Here is a 16156-nt window from a genome sequence, read left to right on the forward strand (position 1 = left end):
CCCCCGCATGAACCGGGTGCCGCATCGCCAGCGCGGTGCGGCACCCACCAACCAAGGAGCCCGAGTTCCCATGACCATGAGAACGACCGACGACACCGAGGTGATCGTCACCGGAGTGGCACCGTCGCGCCGACGCCGGCAGCTGCGCAAGACCGCGGAGTCGTACGCCTTCCTCTCGCCCACGATGATCCTGCTCTTCGTGCTGATGATCGTGCCGATCGTCATGGTGATCGGATACTCGTTCCAGGACAACGTCATCCTGAACAAGTCGCCCGAGTTCGTCGGCATCGCGAACTACGTCGAGATCCTCTCCGACCCGCGCTTCTGGAAGGCGACCGGCAACACGATCCTCTTCACGGTGGCGAGCGTGGTCGCGCACCTGATCCTCGGTCTCGGCTTCGCGATGATGCTCAACAGCCCGCTGCTCGGGCGCTTCTCGCGGTCGATCTTCCGGGCCCTCTACATTCTTCCGTGGCTGTTCACGGTCGCGGTCATCGCCGTCCTGTGGCGCATGCTCCTCGCCCCGAACGGCGTCGTCAACTTCCTGCTCAACACCGACATCGAATGGCTGGCCTCCCCGCAGCTCGCGCTGGGGACCATCATCTTCATCAACATCTGGGCGGGCTACCCGTTCTTCATGGTGAGCCTCCTCGCCGGTCTGCAGGGTGTCCCCGCCGAGCTGCATGAGGCGGCGACGGTCGACGGCGCCGGCAGCGTTCAGCGCTTCTGGAACGTCACGATCCCGCAGCTGCGTCCCATCATCGTCAGTCTCGTACTGCTCGACCTGATCTGGACCTCGCAGCAGTTCGCCCTCATCTGGATGACGACGGGCGGTGGCCCGATCGACGTCACCGAGGTGCTCAGCACGTTCACCTACAAGCTGGCCTTCGCCAAGTACGACTTCTCGCTCGCCGCGACCTCGGCCGTCCTCGTGCTGCTGATGTCGATGGTGCTCGCCGTGTTCTACGTCCGTCACCAGAAAGCGAGGGACTGATCATGGCTCTCACCGTCAAGAATCAGCAGCGGGCGTCCAAGGCCGCGCTCACCATCGGCCTCATCATCGGCGCGGTCTTCGCCGCCGGTCCCGTGCTGTGGATGCTCTCGAGCTCGTTCAAGTCGAACACGCAGATCTTCGAGCTCCCGCCGCGCCTGCTGACCGACACGTTCTCGTTCGACGCCTACATCGCGATCTTCACGAACCCCGAGACGATGCGGTTCTTCCTGAACAGCTACATCGTCGCCGGATCGGTCACGATCCTCACCCTGATCGTCGCGATCCAGGCGGCCTACGCCTTCAGCCGGTTCGAGTTCCGGGGCAAGCGCATCCTGAACGTGGTGATCGTCAGCGTGCAGGCCGTGCCGCCCATCACGCTGCTGATCCCGTACTTCGGGCTCATGGTCGCGCTGGGTCTCTACAACTCCTACGCCGGGCTGATCCTCACCTACATGGTGTTCACGCTGCCCTACGCGATCATCATGATGACCGGCTACTTCAACACCCTTCCGAAGGAGCTCGACGAGGCCGTCCGGGTGGACGGCGCGGGTTCCATGACGGCGCTCTGGCGGATCCTCGTGCCGATCTCGGTGCCCGGCATCGTCTCGGTCGGCATCTACACGTTCATGATCGCGTGGAACGAGTACCTGTTCGCGCTGACGCTGACGCGCACGATCGACATGCGCACGGTGCCGATCGGCATCCAGCTCCTCATGGGGCAGCACTCCTACGAGTGGAACCAGATCATGGCCATGAGCGTGCTCGGCTCGATCCCCGTGCTCATCCTCTTCCTCTTCTTCCAGCGGTACTTCATCAGCGGTCTCACCGCCGGGTCCGTGAAGAGCTGACAACGTCCCGTCCCACGCTCCGACCACCACGAAACAGGAGAAATCAAGTGCTCTACACCGGCAAATCCATCCTCGACGTCGCGAATGAGAACAACTTCGCCATCCCGGCGTTCAACATCAGCGACTGGGCGATGTTCAACGGCATCATCGACATCAGCGAGGAACTGTCCGCACCGGTCATCATCGCGATCCACCCGGACGAGGTCTCGCACATCACGACCGACCTGATCGCCGCCATGCACTCCCGTGCGCACCGCGCCAGTGTCCCCGTCGCGATCCACTGGGATCACGGTGGCACGTACGAGCAGATGATCACGGCGATCAAGGCCGGCTTCACGTCCGTGATGATCGACGCCTCGCTGCTTCCCTTCGATGAGAACGTCGCCCTCACGCGCAAGGTCGTCGAGGCTGCACACGCCGTGGGCATCCAGGTCGAGGGCGAGCTCGGAACGATCGGCGCGAACGACAGCTACGGCGAATCCGGCGCGGCCGAGATCATCTACACGAACCCGGAGGACGCGGTCCGTTTCGTGCAGGAGACCGGCGTCGACAGCCTGGCCATCGCGATCGGGACCTCGCACGGCCTGTACCCCGCGGAGAAGAACCCCGAGCTGCGTCATGACCTGCTCGAGCAGATCAAGGCCGCGGTCGGCATCCCGCTCGTCCTGCACGGAGGGTCGTCGAACCCGGATTCCGAGCTGCGTCGTGCGGTCGAGCTCGGTGTGAACAAGATCAACATCTCGAGCGACATCAAGGTCTCGTACCACAACCGCATGCGCGAGATCCTCGGCACCGACGAGCGTCTGCGTGAGCCGAACGCGATCCAGCCCGAGCCGATCGCCGCCATGAAGGTGACTGCGGCTGAGAAGATCAGACTGTTCGGCGCCGACGGCAAGGCCGACCTGTACTGACCGGCACGCACGTTTCGAGGGTGAGGGCGATCGAGCGATGATCGAAGTCGTGGACAGGCAGCTCGTGCTCGGGCTCGGCGGAACGGTCGACTACGAACTGCGGTGGGATTCCGCAGTGCTCGATCGGCTGGCGTTCGAGCACCGCGTGCGGCGGCACGAGCTGACTGCCTCGGCGCCGATCGTCCATGAGCGTTCGCTCCTGGTCGCCGTCCTCGCCCTCGTCGCGGCGGGGACAGGGGCGGAGAGGTTCGTCGCGTCGTCGGAGGTGGTCGAGGCGTTCTCCTCCCACTTCGACTACGCGGTGACCCTGGGTGGGACCGGCGTGCGGGCCGGTCTCGTGCTCGACAGCCTCGGCATCCCCAGCGTGCAGCATCTGGTGAGCATCGACGACAACGTGCGCCGGCTGCTGCCGCCGGGGGTGTCCTTCGTCTCATCCGCCACGGAGGACACCCTCGACCCGCACCTGATCGTGCAGTACCCCGTCGGCGCCCATGTGCGGTTGCTGGACGGCGACATCATCTCGCCCAGCGCGAATCGGCTGATCTTCGCGAACGACCCCCCGAATCGCGAGATGCGCCTGGCTCCCGCGCTGGGCGAGGTGCTCGCGACGGCCGGAGTGTTCCTGGTGTCGGGTTTCAACACCATGCAGGACCACGCGCTGCTCGCGCAGCGACTGGATGAGCTGCAGCAGGCCATGCGCGCGCTGCCGGCCGAAGCGCTCGTCTACTACGAGGACGCCGGCTTCTACACCCGCGCCTTCTCCGAGACCGTCCGGGCGCAGCTGCTGCCGCGCATCGACGTGTACGGCATGAACGAGGACGAGCTGCAGGAGTACCTGGGCCGCGCGGTCGACCTGCTCGATCCGGAGGACGTGACCCGTGCGCTCGGTGAGATCCGTGCGCTCATCCCCGTCCCTGCTCTCGTCGTGCACACCCGTCACTGGGCGCTCGCGGTGGGCCCCGACGCCGCCAGGCACCGTGCCGCGCTGGAGAGCGCGGTGCGGGTTTCTGCGACGCGCTACCGGCTCGGTGACGGGTTCACGGCAGCGGACGCCGAGCAGACGGCGACCATGGATCGGCATCGCGGAGGAGTGGCGCTCGTCGCCGCGGTCGAGGGTGCGGTGGCGGATGCCGTCGGTGTGCCCGCCTTCTCGCTCGATGTCGAGACGCCCACGACGATCGGCCTCGGCGACACCTTCGTCGGAGGTTTCCTCGCCGCGCACGCTCAGCATGGAGAACGCCCATGAAGCCGATCGTCCTCTCGTCGAACCGCCCTCCGGAGCGCTTCTACCGCGGGGGAGCGGCGCTGTGCGCCTTCCGCGGCGAGTCCGTCACTGCCGAGCGCGAGCCGGAGGACTGGGTCGCATCGACCACGACCATCCGTGGGGAGCAGTCGCTCGGTCTGAGCACGCTCCCGGACGGACGCGTGCTGCGCGATGCGATCGACGAGGATCCGATCGGCTGGCTCGGAGACGCCCATGCCCGGCGCTGGGGTGCGGACGCCCGGCTGCTCGTGAAGCTCTTGGACGCCGGTCAGCGGCTGCCGGTGCACGCGCACCCGCACGACGACTTCGCCGCATCGCACCTCGGGCGTGCGCACGGCAAGGCCGAGGCCTGGTACATCCTCGAGGGTGGCCCTGTGCACATCGGCCTGCGCGAGGAGGTCTCGCAGGAGACCCTCGCCGACCTCGTCTCCCGTCAGGACGTCGACGCGCTCCTCGGGCTCCTGCACGAGATCCCGGTGCAGCCGGGCGACGTGGTGTGGGTTCCCGCCGGTGAGCTGCACGCCATCGGCGCCGGCGTGCTGCTGCTCGAGCTGCAGCAGCCGGAGGACCTGTCGATCCTGCTCGAGTGGGACGGCTTCGCGATCGACGGACCGGGGGAGGGACACCTCGGATTGGGCTTCGACCTCGCGCTCACCGCCGTGACGACCACCGCGCGCAGCGCCGTCGACATGGGGGCGCTCGTGCACGCCGCGCCCCCATCCGGATCGGTGCTCCCTCGAGCCGCAGACGAGTATTTCCGCCTCGAGCGGCTGCCCCTGCACGGTGCCGCCGTGATCGACCCCGGATTCTCGGTCGTGGTCGTGGTCAGGGGCGTCGCCGACCTCGACGGCCTCGTGCTCACGACGGGAGCGACGGTGCTGGTGCCCGCCGCAACGGGGCGCGTGCAGGTCAGTGGCGATGCTGAACTGCTGATCGCCCGTCCACCGGCCCCCTGAGCGCGGTCGGAGCACGGATCGAGCCGTGATCAGCGGCGGCTAGACTGGACGCATGCCCGAACCGAAAGTCGCCAGCTTTCCGGCGATCCGCGGTGCGCTGAAGTTCTACCAGATCGCGTCGATCATCACCGGAGTCATGCTGCTCCTGCTGGTCGCCGAGATGGTGCTGAAGTACACGCCGATCCACCTCGAGCTCTTCGCCGGAGGATCCGGCGGACCGCTCTGGTTCGCCCCGGTCGTCGAAGGCCCCGAAGGACTCGAGTCGACGGGTGACGGGCTCAACCTGTCGCTGTTCATCCTCGTGGCCCACGGCTGGTTCTACGTCGTGTACCTGTTCGCGTGCTTCCGGATGTGGAGCCTGATGCGCTGGCCGTTCCTGCGCTTCATCCTGCTCGCACTCGGCGGTGTCATCCCGCTGCTGTCCTTCATCATGGAGGCGACCGTCGCTCGCGACGTCAAGTCCTACCTCGCCACCAGGGAGGCTGCAGACGCTGCGACCAGCGCTGCGACCGACCCGAGAACCGCCCCGGAAGGTGTCCGTTGACCGAGCAGTCCGAGACCCAGCAGCGCCCTGCGCTCGTCGTCGACTTCGGCGCGCAGTACGCGCAGCTGATCGCCCGTCGTGTCCGCGAGGCGGGCGTCTACAGCGAGATCGTCCCGCACACCGCCACGGCGGCGGAGATCGCGGCGAAGAACCCGGTGGCCATCATCCTCTCCGGCGGACCGTCGTCGGTGTACGAAGAGGGCGCTCCGCGCCTCGACCCTGCGGTCTTCGAGCTCGGCGTTCCCACGCTCGGCATCTGCTACGGATTCCAGTACATGGCCCAGACCCTCGGCGGCGAGGTCGCGAACACCGGTCTGCGCGAGTACGGCGCGACGGACGCTGTGATCACGGGTGACGGCGGAACCCTGCTGGGTGGTCAGCCCCTCGAGCAGAACGTCTGGATGAGCCACGGCGACCAGGTCGCCACGGCCCCGGAGGGCTTCGACGTGCTCGCCACGACGGATGCGACCAAGGTCGCGGCCTTCGCGAACGAGGAGCGTGGCTTCTACGGTGTGCAGTGGCACCCCGAGGTCAAGCACTCCGACCACGGCCAGCGCGTGATCGAGAACTTCCTGCACAAGGGTGCGGGCCTCGCCTCCGCCTGGAACAGCGGCAACGTGATCGCCGAGCAGATCGAGCGCATCCGCGAGCAGGTCGGCGACGCACGCGTGATCTCGGCTCTCTCCGGTGGCGTCGACTCCGCCGTCTCCACGGCCCTCGTCCACAAGGCGATCGGCGACCAGCTCACCGCGGTCTTCGTCGACCACGGCCTTCTCCGCAAGGGCGAGCGCGAGCAGGTCGAGAAGGACTACGTCGAGTCCACCGGTGTGCGTCTGATCACGGTCGATGCGGCCGACACCTTCCTCGGTCACCTCCAGGGCGTGACCGACCCGGAGGAGAAGCGCAAGATCATCGGCCGCGAGTTCATCCGCGCGTTCGAGAAGGTGCAGCTCGACCTCGTCGCCGAAGCGAAGGCTTCAGGCGGCGCCCCCGTGAAGTTCCTCGTGCAGGGCACGCTGTACCCCGACGTCGTCGAGTCCGGCGGTGGCGCGGGCACCGCGAACATCAAGTCGCACCACAACGTGGGCGGACTGCCCGACGACCTCGACTTCGAGCTGATCGAACCGCTGCGCGCCCTGTTCAAGGACGAGGTCCGCGCGATCGGCCGCGAGCTCGGCATTCCCGAGGCCATCGTCGGACGCCAGCCGTTCCCCGGCCCCGGCCTCGGCATCCGCATCATCGGCGAGGTCACGCAGGACCGTCTCGACATCCTGCGCGAAGCCGACGCGATCGCCCGCGAAGAGCTGACCAAGGCCGGCCTCGACCAGGAGATCTGGCAGTGCCCCGTCGTGCTCCTCGCCGACGTGCGCTCGGTGGGCGTGCAGGGCGACGGCCGCACCTACGGCCACCCGATCGTGCTGCGCCCGGTGTCGAGCGAAGACGCCATGACCGCCGACTGGACGCGTCTGCCGTACGACGTGCTCTCGAAGATCTCCAACCGCATCACCAACGGGGTGCGCGACGTCAACCGCGTCGTGCTCGACGTCACGTCGAAGCCGCCGGGAACGATCGAGTGGGAGTAGGGAGCGCGATGCTCCCCGATGCGGCGCCGGTTCTCCCCGACGCCGAGTACCTCGTCCTGTCGAGCCGTCTGATCCCGGGGCTCGACGGCGGGTACACGATCGCGACGCTTGCGCGTACCCGGCAGCTCGCCGGTGCCGGTGTCGCCGAGGGTGCCGGTCCGCAACTGCTGACGTTCGACCCGGGAACGCTCGAGGCTCATGCCGAGCACCGGGAGACCTTCCGGCAGCGCGGCGCGCTCACCGACACCTCGCGGATGCGCAACCTGTTCGACGAGGCACGGGACGACGGCGGCGGCGCGGCCGAGTGGCTGCGCGCCGCGGCGGACCCGACGCTCACTGCGCGAGGTGGCGTCGAGTACCGCACGATCGCCGACACGGCAGGGCGCCCGTTCGTCGCTCTTCCTGTCATCTCCGGCGACCCCGACTGGCACCTGAGCCGTGAAGCCGTGCAGGTCTACGACGCCGACGGCGCTGTGGTCGGGGGAGTCGCCGGGTTCGGCGGGCTCTACCTGGCGTGGTTGGAGCACATCGCGGCCGGCCTGGGCGAGCGGCCGATCGTCGTGATCTGCGAGTCGCGCCAGCTCGGAGAGCTCATCGCCTCGTGGGCGGATCCGCGCGTGCGCATCGTCCACACCATCCACACGATCCATCTGGAAGCGCCGTACACGGCAGACGCCCCGATGAACACCCTCTGGACGCGCTGGTTGGGCCTCGCCGATCGTTTCGACGGGGTGATCTGGCCGACAGCGACCCAGCGCGACGACGTGGTGGCTCGCTTCGGCGCGAGCGCGCACCACGCGGTCGTCCCGAATCCGATCCCCGCCGTCACGCGGCGTGATGACCTGCGCGAGGACGGCCTCGTCGTCGTGCTCGGTCGCCTGGCACCGGGCAAGCGGGTGGATCACGCGATCCGTGCCTTCCTGGCCGCCGACGTGCCGGGGGCCCGGATGGAGATCTGGGGCGGCGGTCCCGAGCAGGAACGCCTTGCCGCGTTGATCGAGGAGCTCGGAGCGAGCGACCGGGTTGTGCTCTCCGGATACACCGACGACCCCGGTCGTGTGCTCGATCGTGCCGCGCTGGTGGTGACGGCGACGGCCTTCGAAGGGCAGCCGCTGTCGATCGTCGAGGCACTGCTGCACGGGGCGCCCGTCGTGTCCTACGACGCGCGCTACGGCATCCGTGACGTGCTGCAGCAGGGTGGTGGCGTGCTGGTGCCCGGCGGCGACGTCGACGCGCTGGGCGCGGCCGTGCGGCGCGTGCTCACGGATGACGCGCTGCGCACCCGGTTGGGCGAGGAAGGTCCAGCGGTCGCGGCCGCTTGGAGCCCCGAGCGCTCGCTCGCCGCCCTCACCGATGTGATCGCCGACGTCGTGCAGCGCCCCTCGCGTCGCGCCTGATCGGTTCCTGCTGGTCCACGGCGGTCGCGTTGATGGTCGCTCCTGGAGGAGCGACGCGCATGCTCTGCGACCGGAGGACCGCTCAGAGGTGCTTCAGCGCCTCGCGGCGAGACAGCGGCGAGAGGTCGCGGGCGTCGACGAAGGCGCGCACCCAGTCGGGGTCGATCCGCGCCATCTCGCGCAGAGCCCAGCCGATCGCCTTGCGGATGAAGAACTCGCGGTCGGCGGCGTTCGCGTCGATCACGGTGGTGAGCAGGTCACGGTCGGTCTCGCCGCGGCGTCCGAGCTGCGCGATGATGCTGGCGCGGCGGATCCACATGTCCACATCACCGGACCAGTCCCGCAGCAGCGGAGTCATCTCGCCGGGGTGGGCAGCCAGCGTCTCCGCGAGTCGGTGCGCGATCTCGTCGACGTGATCCCACCAGGCACCGGTGCGGATCATCTCCTCGTGCACCGGGAGCATGTCGAGCCGCGCACGCAGCGGACGCAGCGCGGTCAGCGTGGTCGCGGCGTAGCGCTCCTCGCGATGGGTGGCGTCGCGCCAGAGGAGCAGGGCGGCGCCCCGCAGCAGCTCTGGATCGGTCAGCCCCTTGGCCTGCGCGGAGACCAGCCGGCGCACGAGCGGCATCCGCACCCCGTAGAACGGCATCGACGACTTCATGTACGACTGCTGCGCGGGCGCGAGTGCCGGATCTGCGGCGTCGAGAAGGGCGAGGCGTATCCGTGTCGCGAGCTCTGCAGAAGGCACGAGGGCGAGTCTAGGAGGACGAGGAGAAGAATCTTCAGAAAAAGTTCTGAGGGATGTCGATCCCGGTCGTTTCCGTTCGACGTCTTTAGTGAGAGGGTCGACAGACGGCCCACCGACCAAGGAGAAACCTCATGAAGTACATGCTGATCATGCGCTCGACCGACGAAGCCGTCGCCGCATACAAGGAGCTCCCGTTCGAGCAGGTCATCGAGGCCATGGGCAGGTACAACGAGTCCATGATCAAAGCCGGTGTCCTCGCCGCTGGTGAAGGTCTGACCGACGCTGCCGAGGGCTTCGTCGTCGACTTCAGCGCCGAGACGCCCCTGATCACGGATGGCCCCTACGGCGAGACCAAGGAGCTGTTCAACGGCTTCTGGATCCTCGAGGTCTCGAGCCGCGAGGAGGCCGCGGAGTGGGCGAGTCGTGCGCCGCTCGGACCTGGATCGTTCCTCGAGGTGCGTCGCGTGACCGACATGTCGGATTTCCCGGCGGACAACGAGTGGATCGAGAAGGAAGCGGGCTGGCGCGAAGAAGAGGCGCGTCGCGCCCAGCAGTGAGATGAGCGACACCTCTGCCGACAGCGCGACGGCGCGCTCCGCACCCGGGTCAGGGTCGACGGAGCGCGCCGTCGCCGCGGTCTGGCGCATCGAATCCGCCCGCATCGTCGGAACACTCACGAGGCTCGTCGGCGACTTCGGGCTCGCCGAGGATCTCGCGCAGGAGGCGCTGCTCGACGCTCTCCGGCAGTGGCCGCTCGAGGGAGCGCCCCGCAATCCTGCCGCCTGGCTGACGGCGGTCGCGAAACGCAAGGCGATCGACGGATGGCGCCGCCAGGAACGGCTTGACGACCGCATGGCCGCGCTCGCCCACGATCTGGAGCGCGAACAGGCGGAGGCGCCGGACGCGCCCTGGGACCCGGATGCGGTCGATGACGACGTTCTGCGGCTGATCTTCATCTCGTGCCACCCCGTGCTGTCGCGCGAGGCGCAGGTGGCGCTCACGCTGCGCGTGGTGGCCGGTCTGTCGAGCGAGCAGATCGCACGGGCGTTCCTGGTGCCGACGGCCACTGTGCAGCAGCGGATCGTGCGGGCGAAGAAGACACTCGCCGCAGCACACGTGCCGTTCGAGATGCCGCCCCGCGAGGAGCAGCCTGCCCGGCTCGGAGCGATCCTCGGCGTGCTGTACCTGATCTTCAACGAAGGCCATTCCGCGAGCAGTGGCTCCGATTGGATGCGCCCCGAGCTGAGTGACGAGGCCATCCGCCTGGCGCGGGTGCTCGCCGCGCTGATGCCGCGGGAGCGGGACGTGCACAGCCTCGTCGCGCTCATGGAGCTGACGGCCGCGCGTTTCCCCGCACGTGTCGACGCGCACGGCGACCCGGTGCTGCTCGCAGACCAGGACCGCCGACGCTGGGACCGGGGGAGGATCGCCCGCGGTCGTGCCGCACTCGCCACAGCGGATGCGTTCGGATCGGGACGGGGCCCCTACGGTCTGCAAGCTGCGATCGCCGAATGCCACGCCGTCGCCGCCTCGGTCGAGGAGACCGACTGGGATCGCATCGTGCTGCTGTACGAGGCGCTCGGCCGCATCGCGCCGTCGCCCGTCGTCGAGCTCAACCGCGCAGCGGCCGTGGCCATGGCGACCGGCCCGGCATCCGCACTGCGGATCATCGACCAGCTCGCAGCCTCCGGTGTCCTTTCCGGGTATCACCTGCTCCCGGCCACCAGGGCTGAACTGCTGCTGAGTCTCGGGCGGGATCAGGAGGCCCGGGGCGAATTCGCCGTTGCTGCGGCTCTCGCCGGCAACGATCGTGAGCGGGCGCTGCTCGAGGCCAAGGCCGCAGGGCGCTGACGCCGCGCGCACGAAGAACCGCCCCGGTCGTCAGCGATGCCGACGACCGGGGCGGTTCCTGTCACCGCTGTGCGATCAGTCGCGAACCTTCTGACCGCGGCCGGCGATCAGGCCGTAGATCAGCAGCACGATGATCGAGCCGCCGATGGCGAGGAGCCAGGTGCCCAGGTCCCAGAACTCCGTGAGGGGCCGGTTCAGGATCAGGCTGCCGAGCCATCCGCCGAGGAAGGCGCCGACGACGCCGAGCAGCAGGGTGATGAACCATCCGCCGCCCTGCTTGCCGGGCAGGATCAGCTTCGCGATGGCTCCGGCGATGAGGCCGAGAAGAAGAAATCCGAGAAAGCTCATGGTCAGCTCCTATGTTTCGTGAGCCCCGGGGTGCCAGGGCTCGTGCAGCTCACTCTGGCGGGACATCGAGCGCTGAGCCATCCCCTTGCGCTGCACCGTCCGGATATGCGAAGAGGCCCGCCTCCTTGCGGAGACGGGCCTCTTCGATGTGTCGAAGTCAGTTGCTTCGGGCGATCGCGATGATCCGCAGGATCTCGATGTAGAGCCAGACCACCGTGACCATGATGCCGAAGGCACCGAGCCAGCCGTACTGGCGCGGAGCGCCGTTGCGGACGCCCTGCTGGATCTGGTCGAAGTCGAGCACCAGCGAGTACGCGGCCATGATCACGACGAGGACGCCGATGATCAGACCCAGCGGGATGCCGAGGAACGGCTTGGCGCTGAGGAGTCCGAAGGCGTTGTCGTTGATGCCGGTCCACATGAGCACGACGTTCAGGAGCGAGAAGACGAGGTAGCCCATCATCGCGATCATGAAGATCTTGGTGGCCTTCTTCGACGCGCGGATCTTGCCGCTCGCGAAGAGGGCCAGGGTCACACCGACGACCGAGACGGTCGCGAGCGTGGCCTGGACGACGATGCCCGGGTACAGGACCTCGAAGAACGCCGAGATTCCACCGATGAAGAGACCCTCGAACGCGGCGTAGGCGAAGATCAGCGCCGGACGCACCTTCTTGCGCGAGGTGAAGGTGATGACCATCGCGAGGACGAAGCCGGCGAGCGCGCCCACGATCCACGGCAGCATGTTCGGCTGGAAGTCGCTGTACGGGTTGTACGCGGGAGCGGCGACGCCGCCGAGCGTCCAGACCCAGCCGACCGCGGCGGTGACCAGGAGGATGGCGAACAGGCCGGCGGTCTTCCACACCGTGTCCTCGACCGACATGCGGTCGGTCTCGATGGCGCCTGCCGGAGGAGCGGCGTACATGCCCTCGAGCTGCGCGTTGGTCGCCGCGTCGATTCCGGCGTGCTGGAAGGAGGCGTTCTGTGCACCCTGAGCAGCCTGCGGTCCGCCCGGGTAGGTCGCGACGTTGCGCGGATCCTGCTGCTTGAACGCAGGGTTGTTGAATGCGAAGTTGCTCATTGGTGGGCCTCACTCCAAAAGGGTGTCGTAGGTCGCTTCCTTCTAAGATACCCGGGAGGTGCCACAGGTGGGGTGTTCTACGCTGAGAGCGTGCCCAGGAAATCTCCTCTCGTCATCGGGCACCGCGGTGCGCCCGGCTACCGCCCGGAACACAGTCGCTCCTCCTATGAGCTCGCGCTCGCGATGGGCGTCGATGCCGTGGAACCCGATGTGGTCGCCACCAAGGACGGCGTGCTGGTGGTGCGTCATGAGAACGAGATCTCCGGCACCACGGATGTCGCCGATCACCCGGAGTTCGCGGACCGGAAGACCACGAAGCGCGTCGACGGTCAGGCGTTGACGGGCTGGTTCACCGAGGACTTCACGTGGGCCGAGCTGTCGACGCTGCGCGGGCGCGAGAGGCTGCCGGAGGTGCGGCTCTCGAGCGCGAGCTTCGACGGTTCGCAGGCCATCCTGCGACTGGTGGACGTGCTGGACATCGTGCGCGAAGGCTCTGTGGAGCATGGACGTGAGATCGGCGTCGTCCTGGAGGTCAAGCACGCGACGTACTTCGCGAGCATCGGCATCGAGCTTGCTCCGTTGATCGAGCGAGACCTGCGCGCAGCCGGATGGGCCGACGGCGAGCTCCCGCTGATCATCGAGTGCTTCGAATCGACCGTGCTCGGGCAGCTCCGAGAGCGCGGCATCCCCGCCTCCTACATCTACCTGATCGAGGCAGCGGGTCGGCCCTACGACCTCCTGGTCGCACAGGGCATGCACGCGACGACCTACAAGGCCACGGTGACGCCTCGGGGGCTGGACGACCTTGTCGGTCGCGTCGACGGCATCAGCGTCAACAAGAAGATGCTGCTCGCGCGCGGCAACACGATCGTCCCGGATGCGCATGCCAGAGGCCTCAAGGTCTTCACCTGGACCTGCCGCCCTGAGAACGGATTCCTGTCACCGGAGTTTCGCGGACCGGGAGGACGCGCGGCCTATGGCGACTACGAGGCCGAGTGGGGCGTGATCGCCCGCACCGGAGTCGACGGCGTCTTCGTCGACCATCCGGATCTCGGAGTGGGATTCTTCCGCAGCTGAGGCGGCGTCAGAGCGGACACCCGGTCCGGACGCGAAGGCAGCCGGATCACAGGGTGCGGTCGAATGCACCCTTGCGTGTGGAGACGATCTCCTTGCCGAGCGGCATGAGAGAGACCGGCACCATCTTGAAGTCGGCGATGCCCATCGGGATGCCGATGATCGTGATGCAGAGTGCGAGACCCGAGACGATGTGGCCGATCGCGAGCCACCAGCCGGCCAGGATCACCCAGAGCACATTGCCGAGGAAGGATCCGACGCCGGCGGTGGGCCTGCTCACGACCTCTCGTCCGAATGGCCAGATCGCGTAGCGCGCGATGCGGAACGAGGCGATCGCCCACGGGATCGTGATGATCGGGATGCACAGCAGAACACCGGCCAGCACGTACCCGAGGAACAGGGCCCAGCCGGCCAGGATGACCCAGATGATGTTGAGGATCGTGCGCATCCTCTGATCATGTCACCTGCGATCAGGCGCTCCTGAGCATCCGCCCCGAGCTCCCAGGGTGTGCGGGGTCCGGATGCCAGACTGACCGGATGAGTGGAATCGTCGTCGACGCCGTCAGCAGATCATTCGGATCGGTCCACGCCGTGCGCGGCGCGACCCTCCGTGCCGAGGAAGGGCGGGTGACCGGACTGGTCGGCCCCAACGGCGCCGGCAAGACCACGCTGCTGCTGATGCTCGCGTCGCTGCTCGCTCCCGACTCCGGCAGCATCCGGATCGGGGGAGTGGATCCGGCAGCCGACCCGCTGGCCGCTCGACGTCTGCTGGGATGGATGCCCGATGCGCTGGGAGCGTGGCCCTCGCTCACCGCGCGGGAGACGATCGTCACGACGGCCCGGCTCTACGGCATCTCCCGGTCCGATGCGGCCCCCCGTGCTGAACAGCTCCTGGACCTCGTCGGCCTCGGTGAGCTCGCCGACTCTCCAGCGAAGGTGCTCTCCCGCGGGCAGAAGCAGAAGCTCGGACTCGCGCGCGCACTGGTGCACGATCCGCAGGTGCTGTTGCTCGACGAACCGGCGTCGGGTCTGGACCCCGAGGCCCGCGTGCAGCTGCGCGTGCTGCTGCGCCGCTTCGCCGCTGAAGGCCGCACGGTGCTGATCTCCAGCCACGTGCTCTCCGAACTCGAAGAGGTCGTCGACGATGCGGTGTTCCTCGTCGCGGGTGCCGTGGTGGACGCCGCACCCGCACAGGCGAGCGCGCGGGCATGGCGGATCAGGCTCTCCGGTGCATCGACCGAACGGCTGAAGGCGGACTCCTGGCAGGTCGCATCGACGCTCGGGGTGGCACCGGAGTCGCTCGGTGCCGACCGAGGCGCGGTGCTGCTCGGCCTTCCGAGCGAAGAGGCCGCCGCCGACGCGCTGCGGCGTTTGGTGGAGGCGGGACTCCCGGTGTCGGAGTTCGCCCCGGCCCAGAGCGCACTGGAGCACACGTTCCTCGCTCTCCGTGAGCAGGAGGCGCATCCCGCCCCGGCTTCACCGCCCCCACCCGCCCCGCCCGCACACCCCACCCCGACGGAGGACGGCGCATGAGCATCTCGCACATCACCACCATCGCCCGGCTCGAGCTGACGCAACGGCTGCGCAGCGTGGGCTGGTACGTGCTGCTCGGCGTGTACGCGGCTGTGCTGCTCGGAGTCACCGTGCTCGCCTATGCGGTGTACTCCTGGGACGACGCCGACGGCGCCGGGGTCTTCTCGATCGTCGTCAACATGGTGCTGCTGCTGGTCGTGCTGGTCTCTCCGACTCTGAGCGGCAACACGATCAACGGCGACCGCGACGCGGCCACGCTCGCCGCCATCCAGGTGACGGCGGCGTCCACGGGCGACATCATGATCGGCAAGCTCCTCGCCGCGGTGGCCACGGGCGGCGCGTTCCTGATCGTGGCCATCCCGTTCCTCGCCGGGTCGCTCGTCGGGAGCGACGCCGACGTGAGCGTGCTGTTGGTGTCGCTGCTCGTGCTGATCGTCGAGATCATCATCGTCGCCGCCATCGGGGTGGGGCTGAGCGGTCTGATCGCGCGGCCGCTGTTCTCGGTCGCCACCACCTACCTGGTCGTGTCGGGTCTCGTGCTCGGCACCCTGATCGCCTTCGTCCTCGGAGGGCTCGCGGTGCGCAGCGAGGCGACGACCTACTCTCGGCCATGGGACTCGGCGGGCAACGTCGACTGCGAGCGATGGGACAGCTACACGTATGAGGTGCCGCGGTTCGACCTCGTGTGGTGGACCCTCGCCGCGAACCCCTTCGTGGTGCTCGCCGACGCGACGCCGACCGAGTTCTCGAAGGGCGGGAACCCGGTCGACCTGTTCGGCCAGATCAAGCTGGGTGTGCGCACGGTGCAGCTCTCGCCGCTCGAGCAGCGCTGGGACGAGTGCGCGCAGGAGAACACCTCACAGACCGGGCGGGAGATCATCGATTCGACCGTTCCGAGCTGGTTCGTCGGTCTCGGGGTGCAGGTCGTGATCGCCGGTTCGCTGTTCGCCGGGGCCTGGGTGCGCACGCGGACTCCCGCGCGCCGGCTTCCCCCGGGGACACGCATAGCCTGACGGTCGGACGGTAG

The 16156-nt window shown here is 68.1% G+C and carries 17 protein-coding genes; 13 read left to right on the forward strand and 4 right to left on the reverse strand.

From position 1 onward, the window contains the following. The first annotated feature begins 70 nt into the window (after window positions 1–70). From MRBLWO12_RS01615 to MRBLWO12_RS01650, 8 genes are read left to right on the forward strand one after another with little or no spacing between them, the layout of a single operon-like run. On the forward strand, window positions 71–994 hold the full coding sequence (locus tag MRBLWO12_RS01615) for a carbohydrate ABC transporter permease (RefSeq protein WP_247629356.1): 924 nt from the start codon (window positions 71–73) through the stop codon (window positions 992–994). A 2-nt stretch (window positions 995–996) separates the two neighbouring features. Continuing rightward, entirely contained in the window at window positions 997–1842 is an 846-nt protein-coding gene (locus tag MRBLWO12_RS01620; RefSeq protein WP_363552039.1) for a carbohydrate ABC transporter permease, read from the forward strand. Between the two features lie 47 nt (window positions 1843–1889). Then, on the forward strand, window positions 1890–2753 hold the full coding sequence (locus MRBLWO12_RS01625; RefSeq protein ID WP_363552041.1) for a ketose-bisphosphate aldolase: 864 nt from the start codon (window positions 1890–1892) through the stop codon (window positions 2751–2753). Between the two features lie 37 nt (window positions 2754–2790). Further along, a complete protein-coding gene (locus tag MRBLWO12_RS01630; RefSeq protein WP_363552043.1) occupies window positions 2791–3999 on the forward strand; it encodes an ADP-dependent glucokinase/phosphofructokinase in 1209 nt (402 codons plus the stop codon). Beyond that, window positions 3996–4973, forward strand: a complete 978-nt coding sequence (locus tag MRBLWO12_RS01635) for a class I mannose-6-phosphate isomerase (RefSeq protein ID WP_363552045.1) — start codon at window positions 3996–3998, stop codon at window positions 4971–4973. The genes MRBLWO12_RS01630 and MRBLWO12_RS01635 overlap by 4 nt, the downstream gene beginning before the upstream one ends. A gap of 52 nt (window positions 4974–5025) precedes the next feature. Then, window positions 5026–5517 (forward strand): DUF3817 domain-containing protein, encoded by a 492-nt coding sequence (locus tag MRBLWO12_RS01640; RefSeq protein ID WP_363552047.1) that lies wholly within the window; start codon window positions 5026–5028, stop codon window positions 5515–5517. Beyond that, window positions 5514–7100 (forward strand): glutamine-hydrolyzing GMP synthase, encoded by a 1587-nt coding sequence (guaA, locus tag MRBLWO12_RS01645; protein ID WP_363552049.1) that lies wholly within the window; start codon window positions 5514–5516, stop codon window positions 7098–7100. The genes MRBLWO12_RS01640 and guaA overlap by 4 nt, the downstream gene beginning before the upstream one ends. Before the next feature lie 8 nt (window positions 7101–7108). Then, on the forward strand, window positions 7109–8497 hold the full coding sequence (locus MRBLWO12_RS01650; RefSeq protein WP_363552051.1) for a glycosyltransferase: 1389 nt from the start codon (window positions 7109–7111) through the stop codon (window positions 8495–8497). A gap of 82 nt (window positions 8498–8579) precedes the next feature. Here MRBLWO12_RS01650 and MRBLWO12_RS01655 read toward each other — a convergent pair whose 3' ends face one another. Then, window positions 8580–9245: a DNA alkylation repair protein gene (locus tag MRBLWO12_RS01655; RefSeq protein ID WP_363552053.1), complete on the reverse strand. Its 666-nt coding sequence runs from the start codon at window positions 9243–9245 to the stop codon at window positions 8580–8582. Between the two features lie 131 nt (window positions 9246–9376). Between MRBLWO12_RS01655 and MRBLWO12_RS01660 the strand changes: the two genes are divergently transcribed. Continuing rightward, the gene (locus MRBLWO12_RS01660) at window positions 9377–9802 is read left to right on the forward strand and encodes a YciI family protein (RefSeq protein WP_363552055.1); all 426 of its coding nucleotides are present in this window, start codon (window positions 9377–9379) and stop codon (window positions 9800–9802) included. A gap of 1 nt (window position 9803) precedes the next feature. Further along, window positions 9804–11096, forward strand: a complete 1293-nt coding sequence (locus MRBLWO12_RS01665) for an RNA polymerase sigma factor (protein ID WP_363552057.1) — start codon at window positions 9804–9806, stop codon at window positions 11094–11096. A 75-nt stretch (window positions 11097–11171) separates the two neighbouring features. On the opposite strand, the gene MRBLWO12_RS01670 is transcribed toward MRBLWO12_RS01665, so the two are convergent. Both MRBLWO12_RS01670 and MRBLWO12_RS01675 read right to left on the reverse strand, forming a co-directional pair. Then, window positions 11172–11444, reverse strand: a complete 273-nt coding sequence (locus MRBLWO12_RS01670) for a GlsB/YeaQ/YmgE family stress response membrane protein (RefSeq protein ID WP_363552059.1) — start codon at window positions 11442–11444, stop codon at window positions 11172–11174. A 157-nt stretch (window positions 11445–11601) separates the two neighbouring features. Further along, entirely contained in the window at window positions 11602–12522 is a 921-nt protein-coding gene (locus MRBLWO12_RS01675; RefSeq protein ID WP_363552061.1) for a Bax inhibitor-1/YccA family protein, read from the reverse strand. Window positions 12523–12612: 90 nt separating this feature from the next. On the opposite strand from MRBLWO12_RS01675, the gene MRBLWO12_RS01680 reads away from it, so the two are divergent. Then, window positions 12613–13599, forward strand: coding sequence for a glycerophosphodiester phosphodiesterase family protein (locus MRBLWO12_RS01680; protein WP_363552063.1), 987 nt, complete (start codon window positions 12613–12615; stop codon window positions 13597–13599). Window positions 13600–13645: 46 nt separating this feature from the next. On the opposite strand, the gene MRBLWO12_RS01685 is transcribed toward MRBLWO12_RS01680, so the two are convergent. Then, the gene (locus tag MRBLWO12_RS01685; protein ID WP_363552065.1) at window positions 13646–14044 is read right to left on the reverse strand and encodes a YccF domain-containing protein; all 399 of its coding nucleotides are present in this window, start codon (window positions 14042–14044) and stop codon (window positions 13646–13648) included. A gap of 89 nt (window positions 14045–14133) precedes the next feature. On the opposite strand from MRBLWO12_RS01685, the gene MRBLWO12_RS01690 reads away from it, so the two are divergent. Next, window positions 14134–15129 carry an ABC transporter ATP-binding protein gene (locus MRBLWO12_RS01690; RefSeq protein ID WP_363552067.1) on the forward strand — a complete coding sequence of 332 codons (996 nt, stop codon included), beginning with the start codon at window positions 14134–14136 and terminating at the stop codon, window positions 15127–15129. Then, complete coding sequence (locus tag MRBLWO12_RS01695; RefSeq protein ID WP_363552069.1) at window positions 15126–16142, forward strand: ABC transporter permease; 1017 nt, start codon at window positions 15126–15128, stop codon at window positions 16140–16142. Before MRBLWO12_RS01690 ends, MRBLWO12_RS01695 begins: the two co-directional genes overlap by 4 nt. Window positions 16143–16156: the final 14 nt, after the last annotated feature.

The sequence above is a fragment of the Microbacterium sp. LWO12-1.2 genome, from assembly GCF_040675875.1.
GTDB lineage: Bacteria > Actinomycetota > Actinomycetes > Actinomycetales > Microbacteriaceae > Microbacterium.